The organism is Stenotrophomonas sp. GW821-FHT01H02A, from assembly GCF_059422145.1.
Window position 1 is genome coordinate 1 of record NZ_JBWKWI010000017.1, and the last position, 13,705, is coordinate 13,705.

The window sequence follows — 13,705 nt, forward strand, 5'->3', positions numbered from 1 at the left end:
GGCCAGATCACCGGTGCGCTGGTCGGCATCGGCCTGGTGCTGTCGGCGGTGTTCGTGCCGATGGCCTTCATGAGCGGCGCCACCGGCGTCATCTACCGCCAGTTCTCGGCCACCATCGTCTCGGCGATGGCGCTGTCGGTACTCGTCGCCATTGTAATCACCCCAGCGCTTTGCGCGACGCTGCTCAAGTCACCTGATAGCGGCGGGCATGAAACAAGAAGCACGGGCCCTCTATCCAGCGTGTTTGCGAGATTCAACAGGGGATTCGAACGCACCAGTGAAACCTATCAGCGAGGAGTGCGCGGAGTTCTTTCCCGACCGTGGCGAAGCATGGGCCTGTTCGCCCTGCTATCGGTTGTGATGATCGCTCTCTTCCTGCGTCTTCCTACATCCTTCCTGCCGACTGAAGACCGCGGAACGCTGGTGGTACTTGTGCAGGGGCCGGCAGGTACGACGCTCGCGCATACCGAGGCTGCTCTGAACGTGGTCGAGAAATACTTCCTTGAAGATGACCCTGTCACCGACGCTATTCTTACCGTCGTCGGGTACAGTTATTCCGGAATGGGGCAGAATACGGGGCTGGCGTATATACGCCTGAAGGACTGGGGCGTGCGCGGCGCCGGAAATGATGCGAACAGTATTGCAGAGCGCGCCAGATCCGCGATCGAGTCTTATCCCGGAGCCTCCTTTCACGTCTTGGCCCCAGCCGCCATTCCTGCGCTCGGCACGGCAGACGGCTTCAGTTTTTTCCTCAGAGATAGCAGTGGTCAAGGGCATGCCGCACTATTGGATGCTCAAGACAAGCTGCTGGAACTGGCTGAAGCAAGCCAGATTCTCACTGGCATGCGCGCCAATGGCTTGAGCGACATGCCTTCGCTCCAAGTGAACGTGGATGCCGCGAAAGTAGCGGCTCTGGGCCTGTCGATCGACGAGGTAAATCGAACTTTGACTACGGCTTGGGGTAGTACCTATGTAGACGACTTCAACGACCGTGGTCGGCTCAAGCGTGTGTACCTTCAAGGTGATGCGTCCTTCAGGGCAAGCCCGGACGACTTTGCACGATGGTCGATACGGAACGCTGCGGGTGACATGGTGCCATTCAGCTCCTTTGCTTCTACTGAATGGAGACATTCCTCGCCGCGTCTGGAGCGTTTCAACGGCATAGCCGCTAGAGAGATCCAGGGTAGGGCAGCCCCCGGTGTTGGGTCGGGACGCGCCATGGCTGAAATCGAACATCTTGTTCAGCAGCTGCCGCAGGGATTTGATATCGAGTGGACCGGGACCGCACTCCAAGAGCACGGCGCAGCATTGCAGGCGCCACTACTGTACATGCTGTCGCTGCTGATCGTGTTTTTGTGTCTGGCCGCGCTCTATGAAAGCTGGAGTGTCCCAACGTCAGTCCTCTTGGTGGCGCCGCTTGGCATTCTCGGCGCGGTGCTGGCCAACACCATGCGTGGCATGGAGCGTGACATCTACTTCCAGGTAGCGATGCTGACCACGGTGGGCTTGACCAGCAAGAACGCAATCCTGATCGTGGAGTTCGCCAAAGGAAACTTGGCGAAGGGCGCTGGTCTGATCGAAGCGACGATGCACGCAGTGCAGGACCGCCTGCGCCCGATCATCATGACTTCGTTGGCCTTCGGCTTGGGCGTGTTGCCGCTGGCTGTCGCTTCAGGCGCCGGTTCCGGCGCTCAGCGGGCCATCGGAACCGGCGTGCTCGGGGGCATGATCGTCGGCACGCTGCTTGGATTATTGTTCATCCCTCTGTTCTTCGTTGTTGTGCACCGGATGTTCAATCGCAGTATCCGGGTTCTATCGGCGGGTGATGACGATAAAGGGGCCTGACCCCTGTTGTGCCAGCCACTCTAAGCCCAATCAGCATTGTCATTCCCGCTGCGCTCGAATTCGATACTCCGCCACATTGTCACCGCGGATACGCCGTTCCTGCGTGCCCGTCACGGTGTCGACCTTGCGGTCCGAGCCGGTAACCGGCTTGGCCTCGATCGCGGTATCGCGCTCGAACGCATGGGATTTGTCGGTATTGCGGTAATACCGGTACAGCGCCCAGTACAGCGCCGTCGCACCGGCCGGGCCGGCCGCAAGCAGCCAGAGTCCACTGTCATCGCTCATGAGGCAGCAACCAGGAAAAAGAGAACGAGGGCTTCGATGATGGTCCCGGTGGTGAGCGCGGCCAGCAGCAGCTTCCACTGCTGCACTGGTACGCTGCCCATGGTTTCACCGGTACGGCCATTCACCGCGATGTAGTGCAGCATGCCGCCATTGCGGCCCGGCTGGTGGTACGAGTACAGCCACACCGGCAGGTACATCGACACCCAGCGAGTGCCATGCACATCCACGCGCTCACGCTCCCAGCGCACGCCACGATCGTAGCGGCGCACCGAACCTTCCACCTGGGCACGGGCAATCGATAACAGCTGATCTTCCAGCCGCGGGCGTAGTTTCTCCACATCGAGATTGCGCTTTTCCGAAGTGAAACCGGCCAAGTAGGAGGCGTTCCACTTCAGCGCATTCTTGGTATCGAACGGCAGGATCGCGTTGATGATGTTGTTGGTGTTGCTCTGCGTGTCCAGATTGCCGCGCTCGGTGGATGACTCCAGGGTCAGGTCGTCCACGGTGAAATCGACCTGGCGGTCCACCTGGTAAACGTCGGCGTCGTAGTAGGTCTGCTTGTTCTTTTCGGTGCCGCGCGTGTACTGCCGCGTCTGAATTTCGCCCTTGCCGGAGACGCTGGCGCTGACGTTGCTGTCCACGATCATGTAAGGCAGATAGACGCCGGTGACGTTCTCCGGGGTGAACTGATCCTTGAACGCCTTCAGCGCGAACAGGCGCCGCTTGTCCACGAACTGGCGGATCCGCGCGACCGCGTCGTCCTTGCTGATATGGAACGGCAGCACCGCATCCGGCACCGCGCCATTGGCGACCTGCTCGTTGACCCCGAACACATGGCGGCACCAGTGGCAGCGGGCGGTCATGCTGCTTTCGGTGTTGATGGTGACTTCGGCCCCGCAGCCGGTGCACTTGAAGCTCATCAGGCTGGCAGTGCCGGCATCGATGTCGCGCGCGCCTGACGCGACCACGGTGCCGCGCAGTTCGCCGATCCCTTCGCCAAACCCGAACGCCTCCTCGACCCGGTCGCCGTGCCATTCGTGACGGCAGAACTGACAGACCAGCACATCGGTGCCGAGCTTGAGCCGGACATCGCTGGAGCCGCAGCTCGGGCAGCGGTTGACGCCGTCCTTGAGCTCGGCCGCGGAGGTATCCAGCGCAACCGGGTCGGGTGCCAGCACCTCATCGCGAATGGGTTGGGGCAGGGTGGCTGGGTCCCCCGGGAAGGTGCCCGGCAGCGGGGGGACGTCCCGCGGCGAACCCGGGCCGGTGATCGGTGCCGCCGGGGAAGGCGGCAACGGCGGCGGGACCGCCGGGATCGGCGGTGGGATCTTGGGGTCGGACATGGTGTCGGTGCGCTCGGTGTCTTACAGCCCCAGCGCTTTGGCCTTGAGCTTGTCGTAATCGTCCCGGGTGATCAGGCCGAGGTCGAGCATTTCCTTGGCCTTCTTCAGCTTGGCGACCGGGTCGTCCGCCGCCGGGGCGACCGGCTGCTGCATGCCACCGCCCCCCAGCATCCCGGAGGCAATGCCGACGCCGACCAGGCCCGCGGCACCACCGTTCTCGCCGGCGGACTGGATGCCCTGGGCCACGCTGGCCTGCAGGTTGGAGTTGCCGCGCGAGCCAGCCAGGGCATCGGCGCGCTGCACGGTCTTGAGCAGCTCACGGGTGTTGGCGTCGTACTCAATCGAGACGATGGCGGTCTTGACGATGGCCAGGCCGCGATCGGACTTCCACTGGTAGCCCTGCTCGACGGCAGCGGACAGGCTCTGCGCAAAACCCAGCGAGTCCTGCTGCAGCTTGGTGATGCGGTTGCCCTTGCCCGGGTCGTTCGTATACAGGCTGAAGGCCGGGGCCAGCGAGCCGACCACTTCATTGAACAGCTGGCTGGCGGCCGCGTTGTCCAGATCGGTGAAATCAAACACCTGGCCCGGCTGCAGGTAGCTGGCCGGCACGAAGTTCTTCACGAACAGGATCGGATCGACGATCTTCAGCGTGTACGAGCCGCGCGTGACCGCGCCGACCTGCGTGCCGAGGAAGCCATCGTCCCAGTAGATTTCGGACTGGGTGCCGAAGCGGTTGTCCGGCAGTTCCTTCAACGAGACGAAGAACGCGGCCTGCTGCGAACCCGGCTGGCCGCCGAACTTGAAGCGCTCCCAGCTCTGCTTGATCAGCGGACTGACGAAACCGTCACCGGCGAAGATCGACTGAGAGTTGGCGTCGTCCGAGCGCCATTCGTAGCCACCCGGTTCGGCGACGAAGCCGGTGATCGCGCCGTCCTGCAACAGCAGCAGGCCGTAGCCCTCGGGAACCACGATCTTCGAGCCGTTGCTGATGATGTTGGAGGAGGCACTGGTATTGGATCCACGCCCGGCATTGGTGCCGCGCGGAACCGCCGCGAACAGCGCTGCCGTGGAGGGCAGCCCGGTCGGCACGGTGTAGAAGTCCTTCCACTGGTCGGCCAGAACGCCGCCCACTGCCCCTGCCGCCGCCTGACGAAGACCCATGACCCACTCCTGTGATTCGTGGCCGGACACCATGCCCGCCATGCTCGGCCGACTATATCAGCGGCCGCCCCGCACGTCTTACCAGTCGGTCGGTGCGTAGTCCTTCAGGAACTGGCCCCAGACGTGCTCGCCGGTGTTGATGCCATGGATGATCGGGTCGACGATGCGCGCGGCGCCATCGACGATATCCAGCGGCGGATGGAAGCGCTCTTCCTTCACTTTCTTGGCCGCGATATCCGCCGGATCCTCGTCGGTCACCCAGCCGGTATCGACGCTGTTCATGTGGATGCCATCGTTCTGGTAATCCGCCGCCGAGGTGCGCGTCATCATGTTCAGCGCGGCCTTGGCCATGTTGGTATGCGGGTGACGGGTGGTCTTGAAGTTGCGGTAGAACTGCCCCTCCATCGCCGACACGTTGACGATGTGCTTGTCCCGCTCCGGCGTGCGCAGCATCAGCGGCTTCAGCCGCGCATTGATGATGAACGGCGCAATGGCGTTGACCAGCTGGGTCTCCAGCAGCTCCACCGACGGCACTTCGGCCATCAGCATGCGCCAGGAATTGCGGCCGCGCAGATCGACCTGCTGCAGGTCCTGGTCCAGGCGACCTTCCGGGAACAGATGCTGCTGGGCGACCAGCTCGTCGTCCAGCAGCGGCACCTGCGACAGCTCGGCGGCACGGGTCAGGCCATTGGCGGCGTTGAAATCGCGCCCCTGGACCACCGGCAACGCGGCCGACGCAGAGCTGCCGAGCAGTTCGGCACTGCGCAGGCCTTCATAGTCGCCGATCAGCTTGCGCAGCGCGTCCGGCACGTCGTGCAGCGGTGCGGTTTCACCGGCCATCATGTGCGCATAGAACTGCGGCGGGCGGCGTACCGTCTGGCAGGCGTTGTTGATGATGAAGTCCAGGCGCGGGCGGGTGGCCAGCAGCTCGCTGCAGAAGGCTTCCACACTCGGCGTGTGGCGCAGGTCCAGGCCGTACACCTGCAGGCGATGGCCCCATTGGGCGAAATCCGGCTCTTCGGCGTAACGTGCGGCCGAGTCGCGCGGGAAGCGCGTGGTCACGATCAGCTCGGCGCCGGCGCGCAGCAGCTTCAGGCCGGCCTGGTAACCGATCTTGACCCGGCCACCGGTCAGCAGCGCGACGCGCCCGGTCAGGTCCGCGGTCTCGGTGCGCTTGAAGAAGTTCAGCTCGGCACAGGCCGGGCACATCTGGTCATAGAAGTGATGCAGCTGGGTGAACTTCTGCTTGCACACATAGCAATGGCGCAGTTCCGGCGAATGCACCGGCTCCGCCGCGGCGGCGGCATGCTCGCCGTTGGAGGCGTCATGCAGGCCGGCGGCGTGCGGCGGGAAGTAGTTCGGGGTGCTGAACACCGGCTTGCGGCGCAGCGCGCGGATACCGGTCTGTTCCAGCAGCGCTTCGGCCTTGGCCACCTTCTCCTGATGGCGGGCCTTGGCCTGCTGCTTCAGCTTCGCCCGGCGGGCCTTGGGCTCCGGGTGGTAGACCTTGGCCACCACCTGGTGCAGGCGGACGCGGTCAGCCTCCGGCAGCGTATCCAGCACGCTGCGGTCGGCTTCGATGGCCTCCAGCAGGTCCAGCGCGGTGCGTAGGCGGTCGGTCAGGGGCAGGTCGTCGTCGGCAAGGGGCAGGGCGGTGGTATTCAATTCGGATCCGGAAAGCAGCAGGAAGACAGGCGTGAGGCGCCGCGCGACGCCCGGTGACGGGGCATCCGTCAGCAGGCGGGGGCAAACGGTAGACGACTATTGTCCCTGATCCTGCGATTTGGTGCTCAGTGGTGCCCGCTGGCTCCACATCCGCTCCACATCGCGCCCGATAGAGTTGCCTTTAAACGCGCGTGCATTCCGGCGCGTGCCGTGGCAGCCGGCGCCGATGCCTGGCAGGAAAATGTTGTGCTCACCCTGCGAGAAGGATACAGGTAACGGCCAGCAACGCCCCTCCGTTCAGCAACGACCAATAGATATCTTCTGTAAAGCGTCGATCCCAAAGGAGGAGTAGGGCAATCGAAGCAATCGAGAGGAGTAGTCCTGCGGTGGCGCCGGCCCGGTCGTGCTGGAGCAGCTGCCAGCCGCCAAGACCGAGGCCCAGCCAAGCGCCTGCTACGCCTGTGTAGAAAACAGCGTCAATACGCATGTACAAGGCTCAGGGGGTTGAATTCGATGGAAATGTCAGCGCCAAGCGCGGTGCTCAGCGACAGTCGCGACCGCTTGTAGTCAGCGCCCAGCATGGGTCGATAGTCCATCACGCGCGGCACGGCGCCTGGCAACTCGAAAGCCTGAGTCCCCGCGCCGTGGAGACGCGCCAGCCGGGTGCTGGCGTTGCTCATTGCCGAGCCCAGTAGGGCAATGTCACTACGCAGCTGCCGATGCGTGCCGAGTTGCGTGTTCACCGTCGAGCCGAGCTCCATCTGTACGCCGCTGCGAGTGCCTGCGCCCACCGAAAGACCAACGTCGTGTGCTCCATATTCACGGAAGCTCTGCTCGCGGCTGTCGTGCGCGCTTGCCCCGATGCGGGACTGCCAGCGCACACTTCCGCCATGAGTGGCCTCGGTGCCGGACACGAAGGCCAGGACACGATGCCCATCCACCGGTGCTGCACGGGCCAGGCTGGGCCTGAGGGCTTCGCCGTCAGCGACGCATCGTCCGTCCTCTTGGGTGCGGGCGTTCCACGGTGACCTGGTGCACAGGGCGACCGCCACCATGAGAGCGAGAGGGCGTTGGGTAATAAAGGGGGGGCGCATTCAGTAAATCTCCGAGCACGAAATGAACCAGTGAGCGGCAAGCGCCCACCCGGCCACAGCGGCCTTGGGAGGAGCGAATCATCGTGCATCGGGGTATGGGTGTATCTACAATTAGTTTACTTATTGTAAAGCTGTGAGCTGCTGCTCTGGTGTTATCGAGCGTTTACGACGTCGTGATATTGCATGACAGCATGCCTGGAGGGCCTGCCAGCCGTGTGTCACGGGAGGTGGTCGCGCCCATTGCGCAGCGGGTCGAGGCCAGCCCGTTGCCCGACTCAGTGGCTGGGTGCCTGTACGCCACCCGATGACGGGTCCTGCGTGGCCAGCACTTCCGCCACTCGTTGCTGCAACAGCCTGATATCGAAGGGCTTGGTCACGAACGGCACTCGCTGATGCTCGCGCGGCACCACTTGGTAGTAGACCGCGGAGGCGAACAGGAAGGGCGTGCCCAGTGCCGCCAATCGGTCCGCAACGGAAAACACCGGTCCATCCCGGAGTTCCACATCGAGAATGGCCGCATCGAACCGCTGGCCGGTGAGGGTGCTCAGCGCATCCGTCACGGAATCGGCGGTGACTACCGCATGTCCTGCATCCTGCAGTACTTCGATGAACAGCCGGGAGAGCTCGGCCTCGTCTTCAACAACCAGCACGGTACGACCAGTAGATACAGCAGTAGAACGGTTCATGGGAATGCAGGGCAAGGGGGTGCGGGCATCGTGTGCCTGCGGGTGTCAACGACAAGGGAAGGGGCTTTGCGATACAGCGGCTGCGCGAGCAGATCCCGACGTTTCGTTGCATCGTGGGGTGCACGGATTGCTGCGGCCCCGTCACCGCGTCAAGCGAAGAGGTGGCGCGCCTGCCGGTCAAGAGCGATGCCGAGCATGCCGCCGCCTTGGCGGACCTGAGCTGCCCCTACCTGGGAAAGCAGGGCTGCGAGGTCTACGAAGAACGGCCCTTGATCTGCCGCCTGTTTGGAACGACGCCCAGCCTTCGCTGTCCCAACGGCCAGCGGCCGGTCTACATGCTGGATGAAAGCGTCGAAGCCGAGATCCACCAGTTTCTGCGCCGCACCCGCCAGGTACTGCTCTGACGGGTGCGGTGGCCGCGCACAGCGCGTCGCCTCAGCTGGACCTCCGGGCGCCCAGACGCCAGATGGCGAGGCTGCCGTACAGCACCAGCAGCGCCACCAGCGTCCACAGTTCGTGGCTGACCTCGCCGAGGCTGGCATCCGTCTGGTTCAGGCGCACCATCAGGTTGATGCCGGGCGTGGTGGGCAGCAGATGGGCCAGTGCGACCAGCACTGCCGGCGATGCCATCGCCACGGACCAGGGCCAGGTAGAGCACGCCGAGTGCACCGTAGACCGAAAACAGCGCGACATAGGGCACGACCTTGCCGACGATGGCCGACCACGGCGCGTCGCCGAGCCAATCGTGCAGCTGGCCGTCGCGCACTTCACGGCCCAGACTGGCGGCGACCGCCAACGCCAACCCCAGCGACAGGACCGCCGGGAACAGCAGCGGCAGCAGGAACAGCTCATAGCTGCGTGCCGGGTTGTGCAGGATGTCCGACTGCACCGCGATCGGCGGCGCGCGCAGCGTGGCCGGACCCACCTGCTTGGCGATGCGCTCGCCCAGCAGTCGTGCATTCCACGCGCCGACGGCTTCGACGATGTCGCGCACGGCGGACTGGCCGGTGGTGAGGTAGGTGGGGTTGTAGTAGGCGAATACCGTGCCTTGTTCGCCGCGCAGCGCGTCACGCGTCGCATCGCGCGGCACCAGCACCACGGCGAACACGTCCAGTCGCCGCAGTTGGGACTGCGCATCGGCCAGACTGATGGGCTGGCTCGCGAGGCTCACCCCGGGGCTGGCATCGAGCATCCGGGTCAGCTGCCGGCTCTCGGCGCTGCGGTCCAGGTCGACCACGGCGATGAGGATATCACGCATCACCGAGGCCGCGAACAACCAGGCCAGCACGCCCAGCATCGCGCCGGCAGCAGGGTGACCAGCAGCAGATCGGCGCGGTCCTGCCGCAAGTGGCGCAGTTCGCGCTGGAGCGAGGCCTTCATGCCCGCCCACACCGGGCGGTTCATCCCTGCGGCCACGCGAACAGCACGCTCATCCCCGGTCAGAAACCTTCGATACGGGCCACCGGGCGCAGCCGGATCTCGAAGCTGCGCACGTCATAGTCGGACGACTGCCGGGTAGCGCGCCAGGTAAGGCGCTGTTCGGCAACGCCACCTGGAAGTTCACCGACCACTTCGATCTGGCCCTGGGCGTGCGCCACGCGCGCAATGACCAGGAGTTCCGCCAGACCCTTGGCGGCCCGCTGGGCGGCGATGGCGTGCAGCGGATCACCGAATCCTCGGAGAGCGTGACCACCTGGAGCGCCAGCCCGCGCCTGTTCCTCGGCGAGGACACCATGGCCTACGTGCGGGTCGCCACCGGCTACCGCGTCGGCAGCCCGAACCCGATCCTGCCGGCGGCGCCGGAGGTGCCGTCGCAGGTCAAGTCGGACACGTTGATCAACTACGAAGCCGGCCTGAAGAGCCACTTCTGGGATCGACGCGCGTTGCTGGAAGTGGCCGCCTTCCGGATCGACTGGGACGACATCCGCCTGAATCTGATCACGGCGCAGGGCATCTCCTATGGTGTCAACGGCGGTCAGGCGCGCAGCCAGGGCGTGGAGTTCACCGGCGCGCAGGAGTACCGCCGCTGGAATGCGGTGATGATGCAGCCGCGTACGGTGGGCGTGTCGTTCGATTACAGCTTCTGATCGAATGGGGCAGAGCAGCGTGGTCATGCAACACACTGCTCAACCGGGCGTCCGGTCGGGACGACTTCGTCAGGAGGGAGGAGGGTGGTCCGGCTCTGCACGTCCATCAGCCGGAGGGATCGACCGAAGCAGCCCTAGAGGTACTTCAGTTCGATGAGGACTGCGCCGTCCAGCGACACGTCATCGTCCATCGTCAACCCGGCGCGTGGCGCCACGACCGCGACGGTACGAAGAACAGCATCAACCGATTGAAGTGCAAGCGGCACGGTGGTTCCTGCTGTGGCGAAGGATGACCACCAATCTGGCCGGAAGGCGTTGAAGATGTCCGGCCCCCCTGTCCAATTGCCGCCTTGGTTGGCCGAATATATCGTGCGTGCCGGGACGCCATCGACGATCAGATTCTCAAGTCGGACATGGGTGTTGCCGATCCTCTCTCCCGATGTGGTCATGCCCAGGCCGAACCTGTAGCCGACTGGTCCCGTGCCACTGGCCGAACCTGCGCGAAGGTCGGTAGTCTGCAGCGCGATCGCTGTTGGTGCTGCGCACTGCAACCGGAAGTCGAGATGCTGATCTGGAAGGGGGGTGTCCACAAACTCGTTCATTGAACTGACAGCCATCGTGCCCAGATCGAAGCGACCATCATCGCCAAGGGTGATCGTACATGCCTCTGGCCTTAGCGTCCCTTGAACCCACAGGTCTGCATCCTGTGCGTGCGCAGCCGCGGAGCAGGTGAGAATCGCCATCGTAAGCGCAACTCTGTTTGTCATCATTACGTACTACTCCTATCAATTAGAGAGTGATCTAGCGGCGTGATGCCGAACACAAACTCTACCGATGCGAGAGTGTGTGTGCCTGCGCGAATTGTGATCATGCAGATTTCCGGGTATCCATAGAGAATGATGCAAAATGCCGGTGAGCACTCCGGCCGGGCCCATCGGCAGGTATCGACAGCATCCCGGCCATTCTTGACCCTCCTCGCGCCACGCCGGAATTTCCAGTCGCGGTGGTTGTTGGCGGCGGATCCCCGTCCGGCCAGCTGCATTTGCGCAAACTATTGAAAATTACTCTATAGCCTGAAGTGTGCACATGGAAGATCTTCGCCATCCGTTTGTAATTGATATATGGACTTGAATTTTGCGAAACAATACTATGGATGTTAGACGGACCACTTTGGGTGTTGCTGTAGTGGCAGCTCTTCTCGTCACCTCCCCGCAGCTTGTGGCGCGCGACTTGGATGGAGGCTCCGCAATCGTGGGGGCCGGTGACCTCAAAGAGAGTTGGGTTCTCAGCAACAATGCAACGCTCAATGTCGTCACTGGTGGTGTTACCGATTCGATCGTCGCTGATGAATCGGTGGTGCTCATCACCGACGGCACCGTAGATGCCGGTGGGGCAGGCGTACGTCTGGAGTCTGGGAGTATGGGTGCGTTTACCCGGGCCACGATAACTGCAGCAGATCGCGCCCTTCATGTGCAGGGTGGGCCAACCAGCACCTCGGCGAATCTGCTCGACAGCGATATCAGGGGTAACAGCACGGCCGACGGCGCAGTTGTGGCAACCGCAAACAATGCATCACTGGTCATCGAAGGCTCTCGAATCACCGATATGGCCACCAGTGGTGCCATGACAAATTCGGCTCTGGGGGTGTTTGGTGGATCGATCGCATTGACTGCAGGCAGTGCTGCGATCGGTGACACATTGGGTGCCTGGATGTACAACGACAGCCCGCTGGCGCCGACGGGCCGTCTCTCCTTGATCGTCAGTGACTCGAGCCTGGCCGGAGCCAACGGTGCTGGCATTCTGGTTGGCGGCCTTGCGCCGCGCGGGGTTACTGTCGCGGATATCCTGATCGAAAGAAATTCCATCGTTACCGGAGGTAATGGGCGTTTGATGGAGGTCAGCCAGAACTCGAACGCGGTCCTCACGGTCGACGACAGCAGATTGACGGGCGGACTGGTTGTTCTGGATACCAGCCGTGCTGACGTTATGCTGCAGAACGCCGCGACGCTGAACGGCTACACCCGCAACGTCGCCTCGATGTCATTGTCGAATGCGCGCTGGCAGCTCACCGACGATTCTGATGTGCGTCAGCTGACCGTCGGCACGGGGGCCATCGTTGCGCTGGGTGACGGGAGCCGATTCAACACCCTGACCGTCACCGGGAACTATTCCGGTGGCGGCACCCTGTTGTTCAATACAGTACTTGACGACGATGCATCGGAAAGCGACCGTCTGCACGTGCTCGGGGATACCATTGGTGCAACCAATGTCGTCATCAGCCGGGTAGGTGGCGCCGGCGCCCAGACAGTCGATGGCATCCAGATCATTCAGGTTGACGGTGCATCCAATGGCGTCTTTACGCTCAGCGGTCGTGCTGTCGGCGGCCGGTACGAATACTTTGTCCACAAAGGGACGCCAGCGGACCCCGGCGAAGGGGGGTGGTACCTGCGTTCGGCGCTGATTCCGCCGGCCGATCCATGCGTGGCGGACCCGGCCCTCCCGCAGTGTGTTTCCGTGGCTCCAGGTGGCTCGATAGGCACCATCGAACCATTGCCGGTTCTGCGCCCGGAACCCTTTGCATACCAGGGCAACCGGGCGAGCGCCGTGCGCATGTTCCAGCAACGTCGCCACGATCGAGGTGAGCCGGCGTTTGAACATGATGCGATCGGCGCATGGGTCCGCGTCTCCCAGGACCAGTGGCGCGCGATGCTGCCGGACGCGGCGGATGTCCGAAGCCGGATCAGCACCTTGCAGGTGGGGAGTGATGTGTTCCGCTGGGGCACGGAGGGGCGCGGCCAGGCGGGTATCATGGTGGGGACGGGCCGGGCCAACACCCAGGTCCGCGCACATCAGACGGGCTATGGCGCTCAAGGTAAGGTCCAGGGTCGCGCGCTGGGCATCTACGGGGGCTGGGTGGAGCAGCCGGCCGACAGTCGCGGCCTGTATGCGGATGGCTGGTTCCAGTACGGCCGGTACGACAGTGAGGTGCAGGGCGAGGGCCTGGCTCGCGAGAAGTACGGCGCTACTACTCGAGCTGCATCGCTTGAAGCAGGCTATGGCATTGCACTGAGCAATCAGGAGCGACGCACGATTTACCTGCAACCACAGGTGCAGCTGACCTATACCCATTATAATGCCGGCACCCTGCAGGAGGCCAACGGCACGGTTGTCGAGGATCGTCGGGGCGGGGGCTTGGAATCACGTGTGGGCGTACGTTTGTTTGGCGCTGACAATGGCACGACCAATCGTGTTCAGCCATTCCTGACATTGAATTGGTTGCACAGCAAGCGTGATGACGCCATGCGCTTCGATGGCGACGCACTGCCAGTCAAGCTCCCTGGCAATCGATACGAGGCGCAGGTAGGTGCACAGCTGCGCCTGGGTGAGCGCTGGTCGGCTTGGGGCGACCTGCGCCTCCAGCGCGGTGATGGCGGTCATGCCGACGCTGGCACACAATTGGGCCTGCGCCGTGCGTGGTAGGCCAGCCTGATCGAAGGCCGGCAGGGGCGCGAGCGCGCCCCTGCCGGCGGCAAGGCATA

At 63.6% G+C, this 13,705-nt stretch carries 13 protein-coding genes and 1 pseudogene; 4 read left to right on the plus strand and 10 right to left on the minus strand.

All coding sequences use genetic code 11. From position 1 onward, the window contains the following. The coding region (locus AC07WC_RS17450) for an efflux RND transporter permease subunit (protein WP_495211120.1) at nt 1-1,845 on the plus strand (1,845 nt) is incomplete at its 5' end. Nucleotides 1,846-1,884: 39 nt separating this feature from the next. Here AC07WC_RS17450 and AC07WC_RS17455 read toward each other — a convergent pair. From AC07WC_RS17455 to AC07WC_RS17485, 7 genes are all read right to left on the minus strand, one after another. Then, a complete protein-coding gene (locus AC07WC_RS17455; RefSeq protein WP_495211121.1) occupies nt 1,885-2,130 on the minus strand; it encodes a hypothetical protein in 246 nt (81 codons plus the stop codon). Next, nucleotides 2,127-3,473, minus strand: coding sequence for a TFIIB-type zinc ribbon-containing protein (locus AC07WC_RS17460; RefSeq protein ID WP_495211122.1), 1,347 nt, complete (start codon nt 3,471-3,473; stop codon nt 2,127-2,129). Before AC07WC_RS17460 ends, AC07WC_RS17455 begins: the two co-directional genes overlap by 4 nt. Before the next feature lie 21 nt (nt 3,474-3,494). After that, nucleotides 3,495-4,634, minus strand: coding sequence for an SPFH domain-containing protein (locus AC07WC_RS17465; protein WP_495211123.1), 1,140 nt, complete (start codon nt 4,632-4,634; stop codon nt 3,495-3,497). A 78-nt stretch (nt 4,635-4,712) separates the two neighbouring features. Further along, complete coding sequence (locus tag AC07WC_RS17470) at nt 4,713-6,299, minus strand: SDR family NAD(P)-dependent oxidoreductase (RefSeq protein ID WP_495211124.1); 1,587 nt, start codon at nt 6,297-6,299, stop codon at nt 4,713-4,715. A 250-nt stretch (nt 6,300-6,549) separates the two neighbouring features. Then, entirely contained in the window at nt 6,550-6,786 is a 237-nt protein-coding gene (locus tag AC07WC_RS17475) for a hypothetical protein (RefSeq protein ID WP_495211125.1), read from the minus strand. Next, nucleotides 6,776-7,213, minus strand: coding sequence for a hypothetical protein (locus AC07WC_RS17480; protein ID WP_495211126.1), 438 nt, complete (start codon nt 7,211-7,213; stop codon nt 6,776-6,778). Before AC07WC_RS17480 ends, AC07WC_RS17475 begins: the two co-directional genes overlap by 11 nt. Before the next feature lie 455 nt (nt 7,214-7,668). Further along, nucleotides 7,669-8,079: a response regulator gene (locus tag AC07WC_RS17485; protein WP_495211127.1), complete on the minus strand. Its 411-nt coding sequence runs from the start codon at nt 8,077-8,079 to the stop codon at nt 7,669-7,671. A gap of 113 nt (nt 8,080-8,192) precedes the next feature. Between AC07WC_RS17485 and AC07WC_RS17490 the strand changes: the two genes are divergently transcribed. Further along, the gene (locus AC07WC_RS17490) at nt 8,193-8,483 is read left to right on the plus strand and encodes a YkgJ family cysteine cluster protein (RefSeq protein ID WP_495211131.1); all 291 of its coding nucleotides are present in this window, start codon (nt 8,193-8,195) and stop codon (nt 8,481-8,483) included. A 209-nt stretch (nt 8,484-8,692) separates the two neighbouring features. On the opposite strand, the pseudogene AC07WC_RS17495 reads toward AC07WC_RS17490, so the two are convergent. After that, nucleotides 8,693-9,483 (minus strand): annotated as a pseudogene (locus AC07WC_RS17495) (ABC transporter permease); the annotation flags it as partial. Nucleotides 9,484-9,518: 35 nt separating this feature from the next. Beyond that, the gene (locus AC07WC_RS17500; RefSeq protein ID WP_495211132.1) at nt 9,519-9,677 is read right to left on the minus strand and encodes a hypothetical protein; all 159 of its coding nucleotides are present in this window, start codon (nt 9,675-9,677) and stop codon (nt 9,519-9,521) included. Between AC07WC_RS17500 and AC07WC_RS17505 the strand changes: the two genes are divergently transcribed. After that, nucleotides 9,669-10,166, plus strand: a complete 498-nt coding sequence (locus AC07WC_RS17505) for a TonB-dependent receptor domain-containing protein (RefSeq protein WP_495211128.1) — start codon at nt 9,669-9,671, stop codon at nt 10,164-10,166. The two genes, AC07WC_RS17500 and AC07WC_RS17505, sit on opposite strands and share 9 nt — an antisense overlap. Nucleotides 10,167-10,300: 134 nt before the next feature. Here the strand turns inward: AC07WC_RS17505 and AC07WC_RS17510 are convergent, their stop codons facing one another. Beyond that, a complete protein-coding gene (locus AC07WC_RS17510; RefSeq protein WP_495211129.1) occupies nt 10,301-10,909 on the minus strand; it encodes a DUF1120 domain-containing protein in 609 nt (202 codons plus the stop codon). 442 nt (nt 10,910-11,351) lie between these two features. Here AC07WC_RS17510 and AC07WC_RS17515 point away from each other — a divergent pair, with 442 nt between their 5' ends. Beyond that, nucleotides 11,352-13,646: an autotransporter family protein gene (locus AC07WC_RS17515; protein ID WP_495211130.1), complete on the plus strand. Its 2,295-nt coding sequence runs from the start codon at nt 11,352-11,354 to the stop codon at nt 13,644-13,646. Nucleotides 13,647-13,705 lie beyond the last annotated feature (59 nt).

Excerpts from the sequence above, each read along its gene's own strand:
- AC07WC_RS17455 (WP_495211121.1), bottom strand. The coding sequence starts at position 2,130 with ATGAGCGATGACAGTGGACTCTGGCTGCTTGCGGCCGGCCCGGCCGGT.
- AC07WC_RS17460 (WP_495211122.1), bottom strand. The coding sequence starts at position 3,473 with ATGTCCGACCCCAAGATCCCACCGCCGATCCCGGCGGTCCCGCCGCCG.
- AC07WC_RS17465 (WP_495211123.1), bottom strand. The coding sequence starts at position 4,634 with ATGGGTCTTCGTCAGGCGGCGGCAGGGGCAGTGGGCGGCGTTCTGGCC.
- AC07WC_RS17475 (WP_495211125.1), bottom strand. The coding sequence starts at position 6,786 with ATGCGTATTGACGCTGTTTTCTACACAGGCGTAGCAGGCGCTTGGCTG.
- AC07WC_RS17485 (WP_495211127.1), bottom strand. The coding sequence starts at position 8,079 with ATGAACCGTTCTACTGCTGTATCTACTGGTCGTACCGTGCTGGTTGTT.
- AC07WC_RS17510 (WP_495211129.1), bottom strand. The coding sequence starts at position 10,909 with ATGGCGATTCTCACCTGCTCCGCGGCTGCGCACGCACAGGATGCAGAC.